This window comes from Frigoribacterium sp. RIT-PI-h (assembly GCF_001297205.1).
GTDB lineage: Bacteria > Actinomycetota > Actinomycetes > Actinomycetales > Microbacteriaceae > Frigoribacterium.
In genome coordinates this window covers 1-2,561 of record NZ_LHOZ01000104.1, presented here as the reverse complement: position 1 = coordinate 2,561, position 2,561 = coordinate 1, and the positions used below count along the sequence as shown (strand labels likewise).

Annotated in this window: 4 protein-coding genes; 2 read left to right on the top strand and 2 right to left on the bottom strand. The window is 73.2% G+C overall.

The features are described from left to right. Window positions 1-291: 291 nt before the first annotated feature. Window positions 292-1,476 (bottom strand): NAD(P)-binding domain-containing protein, encoded by a 1,185-nt coding sequence (locus tag AEQ27_RS14820; RefSeq protein ID WP_054147371.1) that lies wholly within the window; start codon window positions 1,474-1,476, stop codon window positions 292-294. A gap of 140 nt (window positions 1,477-1,616) precedes the next feature. Between AEQ27_RS14820 and AEQ27_RS14815 the strand changes: the two genes are divergently transcribed. Both AEQ27_RS14815 and AEQ27_RS14810 read left to right on the top strand, forming a co-directional pair. Next, window positions 1,617-1,814, top strand: a complete 198-nt coding sequence (locus AEQ27_RS14815; RefSeq protein WP_054147370.1) for a DUF3073 domain-containing protein — start codon at window positions 1,617-1,619, stop codon at window positions 1,812-1,814. Between the two features lie 13 nt (window positions 1,815-1,827). Next, window positions 1,828-2,214 carry a VOC family protein gene (locus tag AEQ27_RS14810; protein ID WP_054147369.1) on the top strand — a complete coding sequence of 129 codons (387 nt, stop codon included), beginning with the start codon at window positions 1,828-1,830 and terminating at the stop codon, window positions 2,212-2,214. A 109-nt stretch (window positions 2,215-2,323) separates the two neighbouring features. Here AEQ27_RS14810 and AEQ27_RS14805 read toward each other — a convergent pair whose 3' ends face one another. Continuing rightward, entirely contained in the window at window positions 2,324-2,545 is a 222-nt protein-coding gene (locus AEQ27_RS14805) for a hypothetical protein (RefSeq protein WP_054147368.1), read from the bottom strand. Window positions 2,546-2,561 lie beyond the last annotated feature (16 nt).

Below are 2,561 nucleotides of genomic sequence, written 5' to 3'. Positions count from 1 at the left end.
CCGCCGCCCCCATTCCCCCTGCTCCTCCTCCTCCTGTGCAATTCGCGACGGACGGGCGACGACACGCCGCTCACCGACCGGGATGGACGGCGTGTCGTGCATCAACAGTCGGGTTCGGCCCGCCCGACCAGCGTCGCCCGGTCGGGTTCGGCCCGCCGGACCAGCCTCGCCCGGTCGGATTCGGCCCGCCCGACGAGCCTCGCCCGGTCGGGTTCGGCCCGCCCGGCGAGCCGAAGTTGGTCGGGTTCGGCCCGCCCGACGACGGCTGCCGTCGCCGAGGACGGCCCCTCCTCAGCTCCGGCTGCGTCGCTCCGCGTCGCTCTCCGACAGCCGCGCCACGACCTGCCGCGCGATCGCCCGCCCCGCCCGGTTGGCCCCGATGGTCGACGCCTGCGGCCCGTACCCCGCGAAGAACAAGCGCGGGTCGAGGGTGGACGCGCCGCTCTCGACGCCCACGCCCCCGTCGGCCGACCGCAGCCCGAGCGGTGCCAGGTGGCGCAGCTCGGGGCGGAACCCGGTCGCCCAGACGATGGCGTCCGCGTGGGCGAAGGTGCCGTCCGCCCAGCGCACCCCGTCCGGCTCGACGGCCGTGAACATCGGCCGCTCGACCAGCAGGCCGCGCTCGATGCCCGACACGAAGCGCCGGGTCCGGGGCACGCCCGTCCCGCTGACGATGCTCGGCAGCGCCTGTCCCGTCCGCGCCGCACGGTCCTGGGCGGCGACCGCGGCGACCGCCGACTCGACGTCGAGCTCACCCTGGTCGAGCCAGTCGACCGGCCGGCGCGTGACCCACGTCGTCGAGGCCGCGATGCCGTCGAGTTCGAGCACGAAGCCGATCGCGCTCGTGCCCCCGCCGACCACGACGACGTCGAGCCCCTCGAGTTCGGACGCCGCCCGGTAGTCCGACGTGTGCAGCTGACGCCCGCGGAAAGTGTCGCGCCCCGGGTACCACGGCACGAACGGAGCACCCCAGGTGCCGGTCGCGTTCACGACGACCTCGGCCTGCAGCGATCCACGAGCCGGCCCCGAGCCGGCCTCCGACCCCGTCGCCGAGGCTGCCCCCGAGCCGACACCCGAGGAGGCGCGCCCCGCCCACCGCACCGAGAACCCGTCCCCCAGCCCGGTCACCCCGGTCACCTCGACGGGGCGCCGCACGTCGAGCCCGAGCGCGGCCTCGTACCGGGCGTACTGCTCGGCGACGACGTCGCGCGCCGGGGCCGACCGGTCCGCCGAGTCGAAGCCGAGACCGAGCCCGGCCATGCCCGGCAGGTCGTGCACGCGGTGCGCGGCACCCAGCCGCAGGCTCTCCCAGCGGTGCTGCCACGCGCCTCCGGTGCCCGGCCCCCGGTCGAGCACGACGAGGTCGCGTCCCACCTCGAGCCCGAGCCGTCGCAGGTACCACGAGACCGACAACCCGGCCTGGCCCGCACCGATCACGAGGACCCGCGTCCGCTCGCCTTCGCCCCCAGGAGTCATCCCGACCATCATGCCCGTCCGGGGCGGCAGCCGGGGCTAGGGGTACATGATAAGATCGGTCGAGTTTTTCACCAGCATCCTGTCGGCAGTTCCCGGGTCGTCCGACACCGTTTCCGGGCCGAGTTCAGAGGGGGTCACGCATGGGGCGCGGCCGTCAAAAAGCCAAGCACACCAAGGTCGCCAGAGAGCTGAAGTACTTCAGCCCTGACACCAACTACGGTGCACTCGAAAAAGAGTTGGCGACGAAGAACGACTCCGGCGACGAATACGTCGACAAATGGGCCGACGACTTCGACGACGAATACGACACCGGGCACGACCAGAACAAGAGCGCCTGACGCCGGTCGGCTGATGACCTCTTCGCCCTCGTCCCTCGTGTGGGAGCAGGTCGTCGTCGACGCCAGCGACCCGACACGGCTCGCACACTGGTGGGCGGATGCCCTCGGCTGGGTGGTCGTCTCGTCCGACGACGACGAACCCGAGATCCGTCCGACGCCCGACACGCTGCCCGGTCTGCTCTTCGTGAGCGTCCCCGAGGCCAAGACGGTCAAGAACCGCCTGCACCTCGACTTCCGTCCGACCCCGGTCGACGGTCAGGGCCGCGAGGCGACGCAGGCCGCCGAGGTCGCGCGACTCGAGTCGCTCGGGGCCGTCCGCGCACAGGTCGGGCAAGACGACTCCGACGTGTCGTGGGTGGTCCTCGCCGACCCCGAGGGCAACGAGTTCTGCGTCCTCTGAGTCCGCACGACGTGCTCCACACGACGACGGCCCCTCGATCGCGAGGGGCCGTCGTCGTGTGTCACGGGCCGAGGGAACGACCGATCGGCCGCCCGTCAGGAGGCGCGGGTCAACCGCCCACGAGTGTCGCGACCGCGGGCAACAACCCCACGACCAGCAGCAAGATCATGCCGCCGGCCGGGAGAGCTGCGACCTTGCGCCCGCGGGGGGCGGGTGACGCGGCCGAAGGCCGCGGCGCCGGCTCGGCGGGGACCCGGCTGACCCGGGCGCTGCGCGGGGCGGCCACCGCCGTGCGCGAGACAGAGGGGAGGGGGATGCGGGTGGTGCTCATGGGTCGACTCCTTCGT